Origin of the sequence: Carnobacterium divergens (genome assembly GCF_900258435.1) — a bacterium.
Lineage (GTDB): Bacteria > Bacillota > Bacilli > Lactobacillales > Carnobacteriaceae > Carnobacterium > Carnobacterium divergens_A.
Window position 1 is genome coordinate 35,310 of record NZ_LT992558.1, and the last position, 15,260, is coordinate 50,569.

The 15,260-nt window shown below is 36.7% G+C and carries 13 protein-coding genes; 1 reads left to right on the top strand and 12 read right to left on the bottom strand.

The features are described from left to right. Positions 1–15: 15 nt before the first annotated feature. Genes CDIMF43_RS00730 through CDIMF43_RS00740 form a run of 3 tightly spaced genes read right to left on the bottom strand, consistent with a single transcriptional unit; the run spans position 16 to position 3,421 of the window. A complete protein-coding gene (locus CDIMF43_RS00730) occupies positions 16–1,242 on the bottom strand; it encodes an amidohydrolase family protein (RefSeq protein ID WP_109840915.1) in 1,227 nt (408 codons plus the stop codon). Positions 1,243–1,264: 22 nt separating this feature from the next. Beyond that, positions 1,265–2,623, bottom strand: coding sequence for a citrate transporter (locus tag CDIMF43_RS00735; RefSeq protein WP_074403428.1), 1,359 nt, complete (start codon positions 2,621–2,623; stop codon positions 1,265–1,267). A gap of 24 nt (positions 2,624–2,647) precedes the next feature. Then, positions 2,648–3,421, bottom strand: coding sequence for an ankyrin repeat domain-containing protein (locus CDIMF43_RS00740; RefSeq protein WP_109842307.1), 774 nt, complete (start codon positions 3,419–3,421; stop codon positions 2,648–2,650). A 179-nt stretch (positions 3,422–3,600) separates the two neighbouring features. Here CDIMF43_RS00740 and CDIMF43_RS00745 point away from each other — a divergent pair, with 179 nt between their 5' ends. Then, positions 3,601–4,473: a LysR family transcriptional regulator gene (locus CDIMF43_RS00745; RefSeq protein WP_109840916.1), complete on the top strand. Its 873-nt coding sequence runs from the start codon at positions 3,601–3,603 to the stop codon at positions 4,471–4,473. 69 nt (positions 4,474–4,542) lie between these two features. Here the strand turns inward: CDIMF43_RS00745 and CDIMF43_RS00750 are convergent, their stop codons facing one another. The 9 genes from CDIMF43_RS00750 to CDIMF43_RS00790 form a co-directional block, all read right to left on the bottom strand. After that, a complete protein-coding gene (locus CDIMF43_RS00750; protein WP_109840917.1) occupies positions 4,543–5,352 on the bottom strand; it encodes a hypothetical protein in 810 nt (269 codons plus the stop codon). Between the two features lie 249 nt (positions 5,353–5,601). Further along, positions 5,602–6,942 carry a M20 family metallopeptidase gene (locus tag CDIMF43_RS00755; protein WP_074403432.1) on the bottom strand — a complete coding sequence of 447 codons (1,341 nt, stop codon included), beginning with the start codon at positions 6,940–6,942 and terminating at the stop codon, positions 5,602–5,604. 27 nt (positions 6,943–6,969) lie between these two features. Then, entirely contained in the window at positions 6,970–8,604 is a 1,635-nt protein-coding gene (locus CDIMF43_RS00760) for a peptide ABC transporter substrate-binding protein (RefSeq protein WP_074403433.1), read from the bottom strand. A 229-nt stretch (positions 8,605–8,833) separates the two neighbouring features. Beyond that, the gene (locus CDIMF43_RS00765) at positions 8,834–9,262 is read right to left on the bottom strand and encodes a NusG domain II-containing protein (protein WP_034573232.1); all 429 of its coding nucleotides are present in this window, start codon (positions 9,260–9,262) and stop codon (positions 8,834–8,836) included. Between the two features lie 141 nt (positions 9,263–9,403). Then, positions 9,404–10,384: a ribose-phosphate diphosphokinase gene (locus tag CDIMF43_RS00770; RefSeq protein ID WP_074403435.1), complete on the bottom strand. Its 981-nt coding sequence runs from the start codon at positions 10,382–10,384 to the stop codon at positions 9,404–9,406. A gap of 108 nt (positions 10,385–10,492) precedes the next feature. Next, positions 10,493–11,860, bottom strand: a complete 1,368-nt coding sequence (gene glmU, locus CDIMF43_RS00775; RefSeq protein WP_109840918.1) for a bifunctional UDP-N-acetylglucosamine diphosphorylase/glucosamine-1-phosphate N-acetyltransferase GlmU — start codon at positions 11,858–11,860, stop codon at positions 10,493–10,495. Positions 11,861–12,045: 185 nt separating this feature from the next. Then, positions 12,046–12,744 carry an ECF transporter S component gene (locus tag CDIMF43_RS00780; protein ID WP_109840919.1) on the bottom strand — a complete coding sequence of 233 codons (699 nt, stop codon included), beginning with the start codon at positions 12,742–12,744 and terminating at the stop codon, positions 12,046–12,048. Beyond that, complete coding sequence (locus CDIMF43_RS00785; protein WP_109840920.1) at positions 12,731–14,371, bottom strand: ABC transporter ATP-binding protein; 1,641 nt, start codon at positions 14,369–14,371, stop codon at positions 12,731–12,733. The genes CDIMF43_RS00780 and CDIMF43_RS00785 overlap by 14 nt, the downstream gene beginning before the upstream one ends. Then, positions 14,341–15,231: an energy-coupling factor transporter transmembrane component T gene (locus CDIMF43_RS00790; RefSeq protein ID WP_109840921.1), complete on the bottom strand. Its 891-nt coding sequence runs from the start codon at positions 15,229–15,231 to the stop codon at positions 14,341–14,343. Before CDIMF43_RS00790 ends, CDIMF43_RS00785 begins: the two co-directional genes overlap by 31 nt. Positions 15,232–15,260: the final 29 nt, after the last annotated feature.

Sequence of the window (15,260 nt, forward strand, 5' to 3'; positions counted from 1 at the left end):
GATTCCTCCTTTTGGTTAGGCGTGAATAATCGTTTCTTTAGTGTTTTCAACCGTTAATCGACCGTTTTTAATCACTACTAAACGCGTCGGTAAATCAATGATAGCATTCGCTTTAGAAATTGTGTCTAATATAACTAAGTCGGCTTTTTTTCCAACTTCTATGCCGTAATCCGTTAAACCTAATGCTTTAGCTGGATTCTCAGTAATCATTGGCAACACTGTTGGTAAATCCGCTGCCCCTCCCAAATGCCCAACAGGGATGGCTAGCATTGCAATTTGTAAAATATCGCCGTTGCCGTAAGGTGTAAAAGCGTTGCGGATATTATTCGTTGCCAAGCACATATTTACGCCGCCATCTCTTAATTTGCGAATGGGGGTGACCGCTCGTCTCACGTTGAACGCATCTTTCCTAGCTCCTAGATGTAAATCCGTTGCAGGCAATGCCATTACGCTTATTTCTGCTTGTGCCATTTTTGAAATAATGTTATCCAACTCTAGCTTTGGTAAAGCATGTAAGGCTGTTAAATGCCCAACGGTTACTCGCCCTTGATACCCTTTTTCAATCGTTTTGGCACACAGATACTCAATTGACAAGGCGTCTGCTTCATCACTGAAATCTTGATGCAAATCGATTGGTTTATTGTATTTCTCAGCAATTTCAAAAATCAAATCGATGTGCTTTTCAGCTGGTAAGTCATTGTAGGGAATACCTCCGACTACATCGGCTCCCATTATCATTGCCTGATGCATCATTTCCTCTGTTCCAGGTGCCTTAAAAATTCCTTCTTGGGGGAATGCAACGACTTGGATATCAATCAATTCTCGGTATTCGTCTTTTAATTTCATAATGGTTTCAAAACCGGTAAACCCTTGCGCTGGATCAAATTCAGCATGTGTTCTAACCGTTGTAACACCATTAACAATCAGCATCTCTAATGCTTTTTTTGCTCGTTCTTCAATGTCTTCTTTGGTAAAGGTTGGCTTTAATTCAGCAGTCACTTCGATTGCTTCTTGTAATGTTCCTGATTGATTCGGCTTACGTTCTGCAATTAACGCCTTATCTAAATGAATATGTCCCTCTACAAAACCTGGAATCACAACATTTCCTTTAGCATCAATTGTTTTTTTTGCTTCTTCGATGCTATTTTCAGTAATTTGGCTGATTCGGCCTTCCTTGATTCCAATTGTTTTCAGTGTTTCACCATCATTGATACGTGCATTTTTAATGACTAAATCAAACATTTCTACCACTCCTCTTTTTTATTTAAGCTACTACTAATGATAAAATTAGTAAAACAACAGACGCTATGCTTAACCATTTAATATTTCCTTTCACGACGTCAATAATCGGAATTTGAAAACCAGAAGATAAGGCTTGCATCGTAATATTCACAAAGCTCATTTGACTCCCAAACCCAACACCAATTGTGACAAATCCTAGTGCTAGCGGTGAAAAACCTAATGACACTGCTACTGGTAAAACTAATGTTAAGACGGATCCCACGTAGGCTCCTGCTGGCACGCCAATCAAAATCCCCGTTAAAACAGCAACCGGTATCACAATCATTGCAGGAGCCGCGTTTGCAACTCCTGCAATCGTTGCAAAGGTTCCCGTTTTAGCAATTATATTAATAAACGCTAAGAAAATTCCGACTTGAAATAAACGTGTTAAAATATAGGTTGAACCGTCTACCATCGCGGTTACAGACTCATTTAAATTAAAGGCTGTACAAAAATAAATTAATGCCAACGTAACTACCATATAAACAAGCGGCGTAAAAATTTGAACCCCTAAAACTTGATTGACTAATGGGCCAAAAATAACTGCGAATAAAAGAAAAATAGCTGGCAGTGTAAGTTTAAATAAGCGTCCATTACTCATCGTTTCATAAATCGAAGCTTCTTCTTCTTTAAAACCCAATTTTCTGCGTTTTGTCCCCCAAAAAGCTAATAGTACAGCAGCTAAAACAAAGATAAGCCAATAAGGTCGCATAATGGCTACATATTCACCAACTTTAATATTCCCTAATTTAGAAACGATGCTTGATTCTAAAGAAGCAGGGGATGTTGTAAAAGAAACGGCCGCGGCAATCGACATGGCCGCGATTAATTCTGGTACAGCCCCGACTGCTGCAAAAGCTAGTGGCGCAATGACCATCGCGCTTCCTCCACCAATTCCAGACATGTAAGTTGCAGCTGCTAGTAAAATAACAATAAAACCTGAAACATATTCAACTTTTCCTTTTGTTCCACGTTTGACTAATGTTAAAGCTGCGGTATAACTGCCTGCCTTAAAAACAGCCATCGCAATCGCTGAATTGACAATCGGTACTGTAATGCTTAACATCATTGGAATGGTTTCTAAAAACTGCTTGTTCGCTTCAGCTAATCCGATCCCTCCAATCAACATGGCTAAAACGCCACCGCTTAAACCAGCCACAATCATATCAACCTTTAAGAAAAGCAATACTAATACTAAAATTAATGGAACAATCGTTAAAATAGCATAAAACCCCGTTGCTGCTTTGGCTGCCCCTAATTCAGCCGCATATACTTGTTGGACACCTAAAATACTAATAATTAAACTAGCTACTAACGCCACGATCACCTTAACCTTGTTCATTTTTATTCCCCCACTTTCTTTTAGTTACTCTTGTCCCCCATATTCAACCAACATCGTTGCAATCCTTCCATAGCCTTTTTGCTTTGCATAAGTCAAAGGTGAAATTCCTCTGCTATCCTTTTTATTTGGATCAGCACCATGTTCTAGTAGCAATTGAACAATTTCTTGTTGCGTTTCACCTCCGTCACTTAGTACAATTGCCTCTAATAACGCTGTCCAGCCTGATTGATTGATATGATTAACATCAATCGGTGTTTTTTTAAGCAATAGCCGGACATTGTCCACATGCCCTTTTTCTGCTGCTGGAATCAATGCCGTTCCACCATAACGATTGAACAACGTATAATTCGGATTTTTATCTAACATGAGTGTGAGTATTTCAATTCTTCCTTCAGCTCCTGCATATAAAAAAGGACTGTCTTGTAGCTGATCTTGTTGATTCACGTCTGCACCTGCTTCTAATAAAGCTTTTGCTGTTGCGATATTATTTTCTTGGGTAGCAATCAGTAAAGCGGAAGCTCCTTTTTCGTTGATTGTCCTTAAGTCTGCTCCATCCTCAATCAGCTTTTGAATGCTTTCTGCCGTTCCAATACGTGCTGTAGTTAGAAGCTCTTGGTTTAATTCAGGCGTGGCTCGTGGTTCCTTTTTTAATTCTACTACGGAGTTTATTGAATTTAGTTCTTTTTTATTATGAGATGAATAGTTGGAAGTTCGCGTATTTTCAGTTTCCATCCTCTCAGTTTTTTTAACCTGCTTAGAATTAATTGTAACCGTTAACAAAATTGCGATACCCATCATAAAACAGGCGCTCCCTAATAGCCAATAATACCCTTTTTTCACCTTCACTCACCTCTTATCGTTTAAAATCAAAATCTTTTATTTCATTAATGAAAGCTTATCATGGTATGCTATTTGTGAACACTATGAAAATAATTGAATGACGATACGAAAAAAGTATAGTTAAGGAAGTGAAATAAATGGACTTTAGACAATTAAACTATTTTATTGCTGTAGCCGAAGAAAAAACAATTACTGCAGCTGCCGAACGTCTACATATGGCACAACCGCCTTTAAGCCAACAACTTAAACAAATGGAAGAAGAATTCGGGACGCCATTAATTGAACGAACACCTAGACAAACGCGTTTAACTGCAGCGGGAACAGCACTTTATTATGAGGCTTTAAAACTAGTAGAACAGTTCGCTGAGTCGAAGCAGTTGGTAAGGGAAACTGGCGATGGATTAAAAGGGCAGTTAAAAATTGGTGTGAATACGCTCTCCGACAGTCTGCTAGCCCAAGCCTTGATTGATTTCCAAAAAGATTTTCCAAGCGTCACTTTCGCTATTCACCAAGGAGAATCTCAACAACTTTGCGAGCTTGTTCGCAAGGGCAAGATTGAACTAGCCATCGTTCGTTATCCACTGGATTTAAAGGGTTTTTCTATGAAATTTTTGAAATCGGAGCCTTTTTATTTTGTCTGTGATGGGAGTGCGAAAAAAGGTCCAGCACCTGATGACTTTCATGGAATTGCTGGTAGTAAATTAATGCTGCCAAGTACGGAAGGATTGGGCGTTTATCATTCGATTATTGAATATTTGGCTAAATATCAGCTGAATCCTAGCTCTATTTCAACTTGTAGTGACATTCGTTTATTATTTAACCTAATTGAACAAGGTTTTTGCACAAGTATCGTTCCTGAAACAGTGTTAAAGATGAACCCACATTATCAAGTGGAAACCCACTTATTAGAAGATCCTTTATTTCAAACTTCTTTTGGAATCATTTGGCTAGAGGAACGTTATTTATCAAAAATGGCTACTTCATTTTTAGACTATTTAACCGTTAATTAAAAACAAGGTACACAACTAGAGCTTCCGTCTAATGGTGTACCTTATTTTATGATCCATACGAAATTCACACTAATCGTTGTATCTTAATTCTAATTGAAATTTTTTAAGGTTTTCTTTTATAACTTCTGACACTAATTCATTGCCGAGTAATTTCACTAATCCCATTGCGATGAAAAAATGATTTTCTGCTTCTTTATTTTCTTTAATTTTTGCTAAATTAAAGGCTTTTTCATAATAGAATCTATAGAGCGCATTCAATTGATTACTCTCTTTGCTAAGGGCTATTCCTTTTTCACATAGTAAGATTGCTTGTTTGAAATTTTTACTGTCAGAGTAAAATTTAGCACTGTTATAATAAATTTTTGAAATAGCCTCAATATCAAGTAACTCTATATCTATTAATTGTTCAACGTTTGCTAATGATTTTTCATAATACCGTTTTGCTTGATTAAGTTCGTCGCTAACAAAAAATGAATAGCCAAGAATGTTTAAAATCTGACAGTCTAAAAAATCGAAGAGCAACGCATCTTTATTAATCGCCAATGATAAATTCAAGTAATATTGAGCTTTTTGAACATCTTTTTTATAGTATAAGTAAAGAAAACCTTGGTAATAGTGAAGCCTTTTTTTTTCATAAGTAGTGAGCATTGCTTTCTTAGATAAATACGACATGACTTGAAAGGCTTTTTCAAATTGATTGTTATCACAATATGTTTTTAAGTCTTCTAACAAATCATAATTTTGATTTGATTCTCCTTCAAACAGAAGAATATCGTTTAATTTAAAGTCTAATCGCGTACTTGTCTCTTTGGCTACTTCTTTTTGAGACAGCTTTTTTTCTTTACTGATTTTTTTTAATTCATTGCCTAAAATGATCATTCACTCAACTCCTGTTCAGCTATTTTCCACTTTATAATAATAACCAGTATACACCAAAACAAATTCATAGTATAGTTATTGATAATAATATAAATCTAACAGGAAAGGAGGCGTTCTTTTTGGATATCACTTTCATTACACCTTATGGCGATTTGCCACTTTGGGGATAAAAAATAAAAAACTGATAAACTACGTTACTTAGTTTATCAGTTTTTTGAATGTTAAACATTCTCTTCTTCAAATCTATTTTTATTTTTCACATGCCAATTCAATAATCGCTGAAGCGTAAATATCCATTGCTTGATACATTTCACTTAATACTTGCCCTTCGTTCGCTTGATGGGCCAAGCTTTTACTTTCAGGAAAATGAGCGCCAAAGGCTACCAGATTGTCCATCGTGCGAGCTAATGTTGCTCCTCCTGATGTCATTGGTTCCGTCAAATCTCCTGTCTTTTCACGATACACTTTTAATAGCGTTTGAATCAGTGGACTTTCTTTAGGTACATAGATAGCAGGAACGTAATCGAATTCTTTTAGGGTTAAACCATAGCTTTCAGCAACCTTAGCCAATTGCTTCATCAAAGCTTCTTTGTCACTTTTAACGGGGAGTCTCATATCAATGCCAATGGTCGAACTCTCATCAGAAACATTTAACAGTCCTACATTAAATGTTAGTTCGCCACTTACATCATCTGATATTTCTCCAAATAAGGTGGCTCCATTTGTTTGCTTGCCAATTTGTTCCGCTAAGAATGTCAACGCTGGGTGAGGGACTGCTGGCGCAAGCCCCATTGCTAATAAATTAATCGCATTTTCTCCCAATTGTGCCACACTTGCATGGACTGCCTTGCCTTTTACTGTTACTTCCGTTTCGGTTAAATCAAACTCAATGCCTAGCTGAGTTAACTTTTTCATTACCGCTGTCAGTTCGGATCCATGATAACAAGCTTTTGCTGGAACCACATTCAACGCATCTCCTGCCTGCAACTGAATATCCGAACTTCCTGGACCAATCAACTCGACTTGCAACAACCCTTTTTCAGCAAAAACTAGTGGAAAGCTGCCATCTGGTACAAAGCCCATAGTAGCTTGTTCTTCTTTTTTATTATAGGCTGCCATGCAACGCCATAAGGTTTCCTCATCCGTACTAAAAATAAAACGAATCCGTTTATTAAATTGGTAGCCTGCATCAACGACTGCTTTAAAACCGAAAAGAGAAGCAATAGTTGGTCCTTTATCATCTTGACTTCCACGTCCGTACATCACACCCTCTTTAATGGTTGCAACAAATGGATCTGTCTTCCAAAGGGTTACGTCTCCTGCTGGCACTACATCTAAATGGCAAACAACTGCCACTAACTCTGCGCCTACGCCATAATCTGCAAAGCCATAAAAACCAGCTGGGTCTTCATAAGTAGTCATGCCTAGTTCTTTGCAGATTTGCAACGCTTCTTTTAGACATAGCGCAATGCCTTGTCCAAAAGGTGGATTGGTTGTCCCGTCAGAAGTAGCGACGGACTCATGATTGATTAGACGAGCTAAGGCTTTTGTACTTGCCTCTTGATGAATCTTTGTAATAATTGATTTCATTAATAACTTTCCCCCTATTAACCTGTTTTAATTTTTATCGATGGTACTATATTTGTAGTTTGGCGAACCAATTTGATATTGAATATAGTCCTTTACATCATTTTTGACTAACATTGAATCAGCCTTTTGATACAACGGAATAATCCCTACATCTTCTAGAATAATCTTTTCAGCAGTTAAATCGGCTTGGTATTTTTCTTCTTCATTTGCTGTAGTCACTGCCGTTTTAACAGCCTCATCGTATTTTGGATTCGCGTACTTTCCACCATTAAAAACAGAATCCGATAAGAATAAATTTAAGAAAGCATCTGGATCGTTTTCATCTGCCCCCCAACCGGATAATAGCAAGCCAAATTGTCCCGAATCACCTAGTTCAATTCTATTTTTAAAGGGTACGTTCTTAAGTTTGATTTTCACTCCGTCCAACTCGTTTTCAACGCTACTTTGAATAAATTGACTCACTTTTTTACTCGTCTCGTCGTCATCTGTCACTAGTTCGATTTCCACTTCCTTAATACCTGTTTCTTTTTTAGCTTCTGCCCAGAGTTGTTTCGCTTTTTTCTTGTTATAGGTTAGATACTCACCAGACTCTTTTCGGAAATCTTCTCCTGTTTTTGGATTTTTAGCTAAATTTTTAGTGACTAATCCGTCCAGTGCTTCTGAACCATTTGAAATAATTTCATTTACTAACTCGTTACGATTAATCGTTAACGCTAATGCTTCTCGCATTTTTTCATTTTTTAATGCGGGAATATTGATTTGATTGATTTCTAAATATACAGAACGAGCCGTTAAAGGAGCAATAAATTCAGGATCTGCCAAATATTGTTTTGCATATTCTCCTGTTAATCGAACTAAGTCAAGCTTGTTGTCTTGATAAAGATTAATTCCTGTCGCCGTTTCTTTGGTTACTTCATTGGTTATTTTTGTTAGGGCAACATTCTTTTGATCCCAATAATCAGGGTTTTTGTTGTATGTCCACGATAAACCTGTTCCATCCCACTCGCTTAGTGTAAAGGGACCATTGTACAATGTATGTTCACTATCGGTTCCAAATTTTTCACCTTGTTTTGTAACAAAATCTTCATTCTGTGGAAAAAAAGTACCTCGTGTAATTCCCGACAGAAAGTTCGCTGTCGGTTTTTCTAGTTGGACTTCTAAAGTCGAATCGTCCAAAGCTTTAATGCCTAAGCTTTCTACTGGAGCCGTTCCATTCATAATCGCTGAAGCATTTTTTACTGGCTTCATCACGAAAGCATAATTAGCTGCTGTTTTTGGATTGACTACTCGCTTCCAACCAAACTCAAAATCTTTAGCCGTTAACGCGGTACCATTTGACCATTTTAAATTGGGTTTTAACTTGAATGTATACGTTAAGCCGTCTGTACTGATGGTCGCATCTCCATCAGAAAGAGCTGGAACAGGTTTTTCTTCCTTATCTAAACGGTATAGACCTTCCATAACTTGATTGATTGCTGTAAAGCTAATCGCATCTTGTACTAAGGCTGGATCCATTGTTGGCAATTCTGCCGGTACACTCAAATGCAATTCTGTTGTTTCTTGGTTGCTAGAACCTGTATCGCTTGCTTCTTGATTGCCTTTTTGACAACCTGCTAACACTATTAAAACGGATAAAAATACAATTTTTTGAATTCTCTTCATTTGTTGCTCCCCCATTTTTTAGTCACTTTCAGTTGATTAAATGACTTAGTAATTGTGTATTCCAAAGTTTTAACTATCATACACAACTATTCAAAAAAATGCAAGTTCATTCATTAATTTTGTTTAAAAATGGCTAAAATGAATAAAAATATGTATAAAACGCATATTTTATGTATATTAAGATAGAGATGTATACAAAAAAACACTAAACGAATGTACGTTTAATGTTTTAAAGTGGAATAATCGTATCGTCGATTTCTTCCGTTTTCTCTGTCGTTTGGATTTCAATAATCATTTTATGTGGCAAACAAACACTGGTTTGACCGGGTTTGCTAATCCATCCTGTTTTCACAGCTACTTGATCTGGGCTATTGTCTTCTTTATCTCGAATTCGCGTACCATCTACTTCAATAATATTGTATTGCCCTTTTGCTGGATGCAACGTAAAGGTTTCATGTTTGGTTGATTCTGACAACGTAATGCGCCTTTCCTCTTTTCCATTTATGGAAATAACGGCTACAATCTCACTGTCAGCAGAAACATGGCTATTTTGAATGGTAAAAATCACAATTGGAATAAAAGAAGCAAGCATTAATAACGCTACGATAATCCAATCAAATGGTTTGACCAATTCATAATGCTGTTTTAATCGTTTCATTTTGGCGACTCCTATCAACTTTATTACTTGTATTATAGCATGTCTCTCCAATTTTTTTATAACAAGTTGAAAAAGAAACTAGGCTATTAAATCATAAAAAGCCAGTTGCCTCTAAAGTGGTTAGCAACTGGCTTTTTAAGTTTATTTTTTAGTTTTGAATTTTTTTTCAAAAAGTGGACTTACTGATTTGTTTTCGTGAATACGTTTAATCGCGTCTCCCATTAAACTACCAACACTTACTTCAACAATTTTTTCACACTTACGATCTTCTGGTAAATAAATTGAATCTGTTACAATCAGTTCTTTGATAACAGAACTTTGGATACGTTCTAAAGCAGGACCTGACAATACTGGGTGAGTACAACAAGCGTATACTTCTGTTGCGCCAGCTTCTTCTAAAGCGCCAGCAGCAAGAGTAATTGTACCCGCTGTATCAATCATATCATCAATCAAAATACATTTTTTTCCTTCAACATTTCCAATAATATTCATGACTTCCGCTACGTTTGCTTTTGGACGACGTTTGTCGATAATTGCAATCGGTGCTTTTAAGAATTCAGCTAATTTACGAGCGCGTGTTACACCACCATGATCCGGCGAAACAACTACAACATCTTCATTTGCAATATCATGTGTTAAGAAATAGTTTGCAAGTAATGGCGCACCCATTAAATGGTCAACTGGAATATCGAAGAATCCTTGAATTTGTGAAGCGTGTAAATCTAATGTCAAAATACGGTCAGCGCCAGCGGCTGTGATCATATTCGCTACTAACTTGGCAGTGATTGGTTCTCTTGAACGAGCTTTACGATCTTGTCTAGCATATCCATAATACGGAATAACTAAATTGATTGTTTTAGCACTTGCACGTTTTAATGCATCAATCATGATCAATAATTCCATCAAATTGTCATTGACTGGACTTGATGTTGATTGCACGATATACACATGATCCCCACGAATACTTTCTTCAATATTGATTCGAATTTCTCCATCGCTGAATTGATCCACAGATAATCTTCCTAATTCTACTCCTACTTCATCCGCAATCTTTTGGGCTAAGGGACGGTTTGAGTTCAATGCAAAAATCTTTAACTTCGGATCAAAATAATGTTCTGACATAATGGCCTCCACTTTCTATTGTATCAAAAATTTTAGTTATCTTATCATTATAATACTAGTCATTTTTCACAGAGAAATCAAGTAAATCTCTTAAATATTTTTTAATTTTTAATGTGGAAGTTTTTTGAAATAATCTGCTTTGTTTTCTTGTCTGGCTCTAGCAATGGCTAAACTGCCTTCTGGAACATCACTTGTGATGGTTGAACCTGCAGCAATGTAAGTGTTTTTTTCAACTGAAACGGGGGCAACTAAATTCGCGTTACAGCCAATAAATACGTTGTCGCCTACCGTTGCACGATGTTTATTTTTTCCGTCATAATTGACAAAAATAGTTCCACATCCAACATTGATATTTTTCCCTAAGTCAGCGTCTCCAACATATGTTAAATGTCCTACTTTAGAATCTTCATCAATAACCGCATTTTTCATTTCAACAAAATTGCCTAAATGAACGCGCTCCCCAATCGTGCTATTTGGTCGTAAATGACTGTATGGTCCAATATTGCTATCATTCGCCATTTTAGAGTCTTCAAGATTAGAACTTACTACTCGAACGCGGTCGCCAATTTGGCAATTGTTGATTTCTGAATGTGCTCCAATAAAACAATCTTCACCAATAATTGTTTTACCTTTTAAGATAACGCCCGCTTCAACAATCGTATCGCTCCCAATTTGAACATCGCTATCAATATACGTTCCTTTTGGATCAATTAAGGTCACCCCATTTTTCATATGGTTGTAATTGATTCGTTCACGCATCGTGCGGTTCGCTTCAGCTAAGGCAATACGGTCGTTAACCCCTAAAGCTTCATCAAAATTTTTCATGCGGTATGCTGCAACAATTTGATTGTTATCTTTCATAATTTCAATCACATCTGGCAAATAATATTCCCCTTGGGAATTTTTATTGCCGACTTTAGTCAAAGCATCAAATAACATTTTATTGTCAAAGCAGTAGGTTCCTGTATTGATTTCTTGAACACGGGCTTCCTCATGATTTGCATCTTTTTGCTCTACTATTTTCTCCACAATTCCTAGTTCATCACGAATCACACGACCATAGCCTGTTGGGTCTTCTGCAAAAGCAGTTAAAATGGTTGCTTTTGCGCCTTTTTCTTGATGATAGTCAAACAGATCCTTTAACGTTTCTGAGGTTAGCAACGGCGTATCTCCACAAATGACTAGAGTGACACCTTCTTGATCTTTTAATAGACTCGCTGCTTGAAGTACCGCATGTCCTGTTCCTAATTGCTCTTCTTGCAAGGCATATTCTGAACGATTGCCTAGATACTCTTTAACTTTTTCTGCGCCAAATCCAACAATAGTTACTACGCGATCTGTACCTGCTAATTCTACTTGTTCAACAACGTGTTCTACCATGGGTTTACCTGCAACTGGATGTAATACTTTATATAATTTTGATTTCATTCTTGAGCCTTGACCGGCTGCTAAAATGATTGCATTTCGTTTTGTCATTTCAATGACTCCTAACTGCTTAGTTTTGTATTTTTTCACATATTTTATTTATATTCAACTATTCAATAATAGCCTAAAAGTTGTTATTTTTCAACATACAACTCAAGCTACGACTTTGTTCCGCCCATTCATTTATAACGGTAAATCCTATTGAAACAGAACTATACCAATTAAAACAAGCCTTTTCAAAAATGATTTTCTTCAAAGTCCAGCAATCCATATTTTTTTTGAAACCGTTGAATAATTTTTAACCAGGATGCGCTAAAGAAAAAAAGGAAAAAAACATTTGATAACGCATGCGCCAAATCAAAATAAAAGCTTGCAGCATAAGCTTGTAAAAAAGTTAATGCTGTTAGAGGTTGAATAAAGCCAATTACATACCATAAATTCATAATCCAACCAAAAATAAATCCCCAAATAAATCCAAATACTAAGCGCCCCCACATTTCTTGTAAAAATGGGGTTTTACCTAATAAGCCTGCCGTATATCCCATCAAGCCCCAACAAAACATTTGCCATAAAGTCCACGGACCCTGACCTAAAAACATATTAGAAACCAACGCTGCTGTTGCACCAATCACAAAACCAGATTCTTTTCCTAAAATCATGGCTGCAACGATAATCACAAAACTTGTTGGCTGAACACTTGGAAGCATCGCGAAAGGAACACGACTCACTGCCGCGATTGTTGCTAATACGGCAATAAAAACAATTTCTCTAGCTGTCATTTTTCGCCGTTCAAACCGTTGATACAACGGATACATTCCCATTGCTAAAAAGATAAAGCTCAGCAATAGATACTGTTTTCCGCTCACTAATAATGAACTAATCAACAAAGTAGTCATACCAATTATCGAAGCTAAAATAGGCTTAATTTTCAACATATGGCCATACATCCTCCCAGATCAACGCATTTGGCAGTGAATGTCGGACTAACCGATTGATACTTGTTGTGTAAAAGAAATTATCACTAAAAAATTCTTTAGTGGGTGCTTTTGAAATAATTCTGCCGTCAAATAGCATCGCCGTTTCCTTAAAATAACGAGCAGCAAATTCCAAATCATGGGTTGCTGTTAGAATCAGCACCCCTTGTTTGGTTAAGTCTGTTAAATAGTTTCCTAACGTAGCTTTTCTAACGGGGTCTAAACCTTTAGTCGGCTCGTCCAATAATAAAATTTGTGGATTTGATAACAACGTAATTCCTAACGCTACCAACTGTTGTTCTCCACCACTACAGTCAAAAGGGTTACGCAAAGCTAGGTGTTCAATTCCCAGCTTTTCTAACATATCCTCTGCTGCTTTTTTTGCATCCCTTAACCCAAGTTGATCGCCACGCTCAAACAATTCTTCTAACACGCTATCTTTAGCAAAATGATAACTTGGATTTTGTGAAAGATAGCCGATTTTTTGATAACGTTTCGTTAGATCAAACTTTAGAATGGCTTGTTTATCTAGACTAACTTTGCCCCGTCTTGGTTTCAATAATCCCGCTAGAATTAGCAATAATGTTGACTTGCCTGACCCATTTTTACCTACCAGCGCTAAACTGCCTTTCGTTGGTAACGAGAGACTTAAATCGCGTAAAATATAGCGTCCATGCGCTTCGTATTGAAAAGTTATTTTTTTAGCAACAAATCCAGCTTCTTGTGCTTTGGGAACGTTTAAAGCAATCTCTTCTGATTGCAGCGACTTAAAATGAGGCAACTTCTTTTGACCATCATTCACAGTAAAATAACATTCTCCTTTTCCTAATTCAATAAAAAATCTTGGGATTTGAGGAATGAACAACTTGCTGGTAGTTGCCTTTGCTAACTGTAAAACACCTTGTTTTGGTGTGTCTTCATAACGAATTTCTCCTGATTCCATAAAGACTAACCGCGTCGCAAGTGGTAAAACGTCATCTAAGCGATGCTCGCTAATGATAATGGTCATTCCCAATTCTTCTTGAACTCTTTTTAATAACGTCAAAAAATCTCTTGTTGCTACTGGATCAAGTTGCGCTGTTGGCTCGTCTAACAACACTAATTCTGGTTGTAAAATTAAGACGCTTGCTAAATTAATCATTTGTTTCTGTCCTGCAGATAGCGTATGAATGGATTCTTCCATTAAGTGCTGAAAGCCTAAAAAACTCACCATTTCTGCAATTCGCTTATTGATAACGTCAGGAGCACATCCACAATTTTCAAGAGCAAACGCCAGCTCCCCCATCACGGTGTCCATTACAATTTGGTTGTCTGGATTTTGAAAGACCATCCCGACTTCTTTGGCAGATTGAATTGGGGTTAGTGTTGAAAAGGGTTGCCCTTTGTAAAAACGTTCTCCTGAACGCTTGCCAATTGGTGACAACTCTTTTTTTAAGTGTTTTAATAATGTCGTCTTTCCACTTCCAGAGGCGCCTGCAATTAAAACAAATTCTCCTTTATCTACACTAAATGAGATATTGTCTAACGCTTTTTTTGCTTCATCTGGGTAATTAAAATTTAATTGTCGTGTTTCAACCAGCGCCACCATACTCTTTCTCTCCCTTCTAAAAATAATGGAATTCCAATAAACAAACTAATAAAAATGAATAGGAACCCTTCATTTAAGGTAGTTAATTCCCAGCTGCTTAAGGATGTATATACGTTGTACTCACCTATCCCCCTTAATTTCCAAATGATAATTGCAATAAAGAGCGCTCCTCCGATTATCCCTATAAGCCAATCTCTCACATCCATAAAATAACGTAAATAGCTTGTTCTTTTAGCAACACCGTATCCTCTTGCTGCCATTGAATCTGCAGTTTGCAAGGCTTCTTCTAGCGAGCAAATCAATAATACTTGAACTAATTTCATGCCATTTTGAGCACGTTCTCTTAATTTTCCTGTTTCCATTTGAATGCCTCGTGTTTTTTGTACTCTTGTAATCGTAGTCAACCTTTTCAAAAATAGCGGAACAAAACGAATTGTGATCATCGTTAATAAGGTTAGCTGTGGGGAAATTCGGAAAAAAAGATATAGAAATTTATGAGCAGTTATGACTTGATTATAGGAAATAAAAATTAGCATTAAATTTAAATAAACCACTGTCATTAATAATCCATACAGCATAGCTTCTAAAGTAACGGGATTAGCGCCTAAATAAAAAAGAAAATAAGTACCTCGATGATTTAAAAGTCCATTGAATAAAATAATCGCCAGTAAGAGGAGCCATGATTGTTTAAACATCTTTTTTACTTTTTCGGTATTTCCTTGAAGTATATTTAGCACTAGCAACAGAAGAAGCTCTGTTAAAATGATGACAGGTTGTGTAAATAATATCACTAAAATGAACAATCCTAAATAATAGCTTATACTGATAGCTGGATGTATTTCGTCTAATACTGTCTTCATACTTCTCCTCTTTTCTATACTAAGAACCA

Bases quoted from the DNA above. Each gene is read 5' to 3' on its own strand.
- glmU (WP_109840918.1), bottom strand. From the start codon at position 11,860: ATGACAAAACGAAATGCAATCATTTTAGCAGCCGGTCAAGGCTCAAGA.
- CDIMF43_RS00750 (WP_109840917.1), bottom strand. From the start codon at position 5,352: ATGATCATTTTAGGCAATGAATTAAAAAAAATCAGTAAAGAAAAAAAG.
- CDIMF43_RS00745 (WP_109840916.1), top strand. From the start codon at position 3,601: ATGGACTTTAGACAATTAAACTATTTTATTGCTGTAGCCGAAGAAAAA.
- CDIMF43_RS00760 (WP_074403433.1), bottom strand. From the start codon at position 8,604: ATGAAGAGAATTCAAAAAATTGTATTTTTATCCGTTTTAATAGTGTTA.
- CDIMF43_RS00740 (WP_109842307.1), bottom strand. From the start codon at position 3,421: ATGATGGGTATCGCAATTTTGTTAACGGTTACAATTAATTCTAAGCAG.
- CDIMF43_RS00730 (WP_109840915.1), bottom strand. From the start codon at position 1,242: ATGTTTGATTTAGTCATTAAAAATGCACGTATCAATGATGGTGAAACA.
- CDIMF43_RS00735 (WP_074403428.1), bottom strand. From the start codon at position 2,623: ATGAACAAGGTTAAGGTGATCGTGGCGTTAGTAGCTAGTTTAATTATT.
- CDIMF43_RS00785 (WP_109840920.1), bottom strand. From the start codon at position 14,371: ATGGTGGCGCTGGTTGAAACACGACAATTAAATTTTAATTACCCAGAT.
- CDIMF43_RS00780 (WP_109840919.1), bottom strand. From the start codon at position 12,744: ATGTTGAAAATTAAGCCTATTTTAGCTTCGATAATTGGTATGACTACT.
- CDIMF43_RS00770 (WP_074403435.1), bottom strand. From the start codon at position 10,384: ATGTCAGAACATTATTTTGATCCGAAGTTAAAGATTTTTGCATTGAAC.
- CDIMF43_RS00765 (WP_034573232.1), bottom strand. From the start codon at position 9,262: ATGAAACGATTAAAACAGCATTATGAATTGGTCAAACCATTTGATTGG.
- CDIMF43_RS00790 (WP_109840921.1), bottom strand. From the start codon at position 15,231: ATGAAGACAGTATTAGACGAAATACATCCAGCTATCAGTATAAGCTAT.
- CDIMF43_RS00755 (WP_074403432.1), bottom strand. From the start codon at position 6,942: ATGAAATCAATTATTACAAAGATTCATCAAGAGGCAAGTACAAAAGCC.